The organism is Thiolapillus sp., assembly GCF_048562965.1.
In the GTDB taxonomy this organism is placed as follows: Bacteria; Pseudomonadota; Gammaproteobacteria; order Chromatiales; family Chromatiaceae; genus Thiolapillus; species Thiolapillus brandeum_A.
Window position 1 is genome coordinate 1 of the sequence record NZ_JBHNMF010000412.1, and the last position, 2929, is coordinate 2929.

Consider the following 2929-nt stretch of genomic DNA (forward strand, 5'->3'; position numbering starts at 1 on the left):
GGTGACCAGGACGGCTGGGGCACAAATAGGTTGTCAAAGGCCGAGTCGATTTTGGGGACTGGGATGTCCCAAAATCTATCACGAGGCCGAAGACACGCTTGTGTCCCTGATACTCGTTTTCGTTTCAGGATTCAGTCTTACGGCACTGCTTTGTTTCCTTGTCTTGTATTTCACACGCTTGTGGGCCATTGCAGGGGGTTATCATCGCTATTTTTCCCACCGCAGCTATGAAACCTCGCGCTGGTTCCAGTTCATGCTGGCTTTTACTGGCAGCACCGCAGGGCAGAAAGGACCACTTTCCTGGGCAACCAGTCATAACCGTCATCATCGCCATTCGGATCGGGAAGGTGATCCGCATTCCCCTGTGTTGCAAGACGGGTTCCATGCCCATCTTGGCTGGCTGCTGGAGAAGGACGCGTTGCCGACGGACAAGAAGCTGGAGCAGGCGTATGCCGACTTTCCGGAGATCCTTTTCCTGAACCGGCACCACTACATCGGCACGCTGAGCCTGATTGCTGCATTGCTTCTGCTGGGAAGATTTCTTTCAGCCCACTATCCGGAGCTGGGCACTTCAGCGTTGCAGCTGGTCAGCTGGGGATTCATTCTGTCCACGCTGCTGATTCTGCACGGTACCTGCCTCGTGAATTCGGTTGCCCACATGGTGGGTTCCCGACGCTTCGAGACCAGTGACAACAGCCGCAATGTCTGGTGGCTGTTTCCGTTCATGTGGGGAGAGAACTGGCACAACAACAATCATCGCTATCCCCGCTCGGCTTCAGCATCCTGCAGCTGGTGGGAGGTGGATGGCATATACCTGGGTATTCGTCTGCTGGAGAAACTGGGGCTGGTATGGAACCTGCACAAACCCCGTGTTGCCCCTGAAAACTGATTCCGGACTTTGTTGGTAATCTTCAGGCTTTTTTGAAACAATTGCACCCAGTTTTCAATACCAGCGAGTAGTCCCATGTCCCTGATCAAAGCCTTTACCGGCCTGCGCCCTGTCGCCGACCGCGCCGATGATGTCGTTGCGCCACCCTATGACGTAATGAACGAGGCGGAAGCCCGTGCCATGGTGGAAGGCCGCCCCTGGAGCTTCCTGCACATCTCCCACCCGGAAGTGGACCTGCCGGAAGGCACGGATCCCTATGCGCCGGAAGTCTATGCCAAGGGACGTGACAACCTGGATCACATGGTGGGGGAGGGTGTACTGGCCCGCGAGGACAAACCGGCCTACTACGTCTACCGCCTGACCATGGGTGATCATGTGCAGACCGGGCTCATGGCCGTGGTGTCGGTTGAAGCCTATGATCAGGACCGCATCAAGAAACACGAGTTCACCCGTCCGGTGAAAGAAGACGATCGTGTGCGCAACATCGATACTCTCAATGCGCAGACTGGCCCTGTGTTCCTGGTCTATCCGGCCACGGCAGTCATCGACAGTATTCTGGCGAACACCACGAAAAGAACACCGGATATGGACGTGACCGCTGCCGATGGCGTGCGGCACGAGCTGTGGGTGCTGTCCGATGAAGATACGGTGAAAACCCTTACCGATGCCTTTGGTGCCCTGGATGCTCTCTACGTGGCCGACGGGCATCACCGGTCGGCGGCGGCCTCCCGGGTGGCCGCGACGCGCAAGGCAGCCAATGCAAATCATACAGGGGAGGAGAGCTACAACTATTTTCTCAGCGTCATCTTTCCCCACGACCAGATGCAGATACTGGACTACAACCGCGTGGTGAAAGACCTGAACGGTCTCTCGCCGGAAACCTTCATGGCGCAGATCAGCGCCGCCTTCACCGTGGAACCTTCGGACGAGCCGGTGAAACCGGCGCACAGCAGCGAGTATGGCATGTACCTGGGTGGCCAGTGGTACAAGCTCACTATCAAGCCGGAGCGTATCCCCCAGGACGATCCCGTAGCGCGTCTCGATGTCAGCCTGTTACAGGACAATCTCATCGCCCCTCTGCTGGGCATAGAAGATCCCCGCACCGACAACCGTATCGATTTCGTCGGCGGCATCCGCGGCCTGGGTGAGCTGGAGAAGCGCGTGGACTCCGGCGACTGGCAGGTGGCTTTCTCACTCTATCCCACCACCATGGAAGCACTCATGGCCGTAGCGGATGCGGGTGAAGTCATGCCGCCCAAATCCACCTGGTTCGAGCCCAAGCTGGCGGATGGGCTGGTGAGCCACGTTTTGGATTGACGCAGTGATCGCTCGGCCTGCCATTCTGCAGCTGCGCAGCCGGACACCCGATGCAAACCTGAAAACCACTGGTCTGTATAACCTGCACCCCGACCACCTGGGTAGCCCCCGTGCTGCCAGCGATGAAAGTGGACAAGTCATCTGGCGGTGGAATTCCGAACCCTTCGGCGGTACCCTGCCGGAGGAAGATCCCGATGGCGATGGACAGCCTTTTATCCTGAACCTGCGGTTTCCGGGGCAGTATTTTGATGTGGAGAGTGGGTTGTATTACAACTACTTCCGGTACTATGATCCGAAGATAGGGCGTTACATCACAGCTGATCCTATCGGGTTGAATGGGGGAATTAATGACCCGCTCGGTCTTCGACCTACCAAAAATCCGAAAGGACCTGATGGCCAACCAATCGAACATGGTTGCGTGACAATGTGTTGGGCAAATGCGGTTGGTTCGACCATGTTGGCCGGAGCAGCAGGTATGGGGATTGGAGCGCTGGTTGGTCGAATGGGGCTTGGGGTCGCTGGAGCGACAGCCGGTGGTGGTGCTATTCATGTTGGATCATCTGGAAACTCAGCATATGGTTTTGTTAGCTTGGCCGAGTGCCTAGAGCAGTGTGAGGAAGAAGAGGAAACTTGCAAATGAGGATCTTCTTGCGCTGCCAGCCATGGAGAGCGAAGAGAAGGCTGGTAGTCCCCAGTAGCCGCGAGGCCGCACTGTTTTCCCGG

Annotated in this window: 3 protein-coding genes; all 3 read left to right on the top strand. The window is 57.1% G+C overall.

The genetic code is table 11. The annotated features are described in order from the left end of the window. On the top strand, positions 1 to 889 hold an 889-nt coding region (locus ACOCD2_RS15605), incomplete at its 5' end, for an acyl-CoA desaturase (protein ID WP_293652867.1). A gap of 75 nt (positions 890 to 964) precedes the next feature. After that, on the top strand, positions 965 to 2206 hold the full coding sequence (locus ACOCD2_RS15610) for a DUF1015 domain-containing protein (protein ID WP_293649486.1): 1242 nt from the start codon (positions 965 to 967) through the stop codon (positions 2204 to 2206). A gap of 4 nt (positions 2207 to 2210) precedes the next feature. Further along, positions 2211 to 2846, top strand: coding sequence for an RHS repeat domain-containing protein (locus ACOCD2_RS15615; RefSeq protein WP_293649488.1), 636 nt, complete (start codon positions 2211 to 2213; stop codon positions 2844 to 2846). Positions 2847 to 2929: the final 83 nt, after the last annotated feature.

Coding starts and splice junctions, on each gene's coding strand:
- ACOCD2_RS15610 (WP_293649486.1), top strand. CDS start 965: ATGTCCCTGATCAAAGCCTTTACCGGCCTGCGCCCTGTCGCCGACCGC.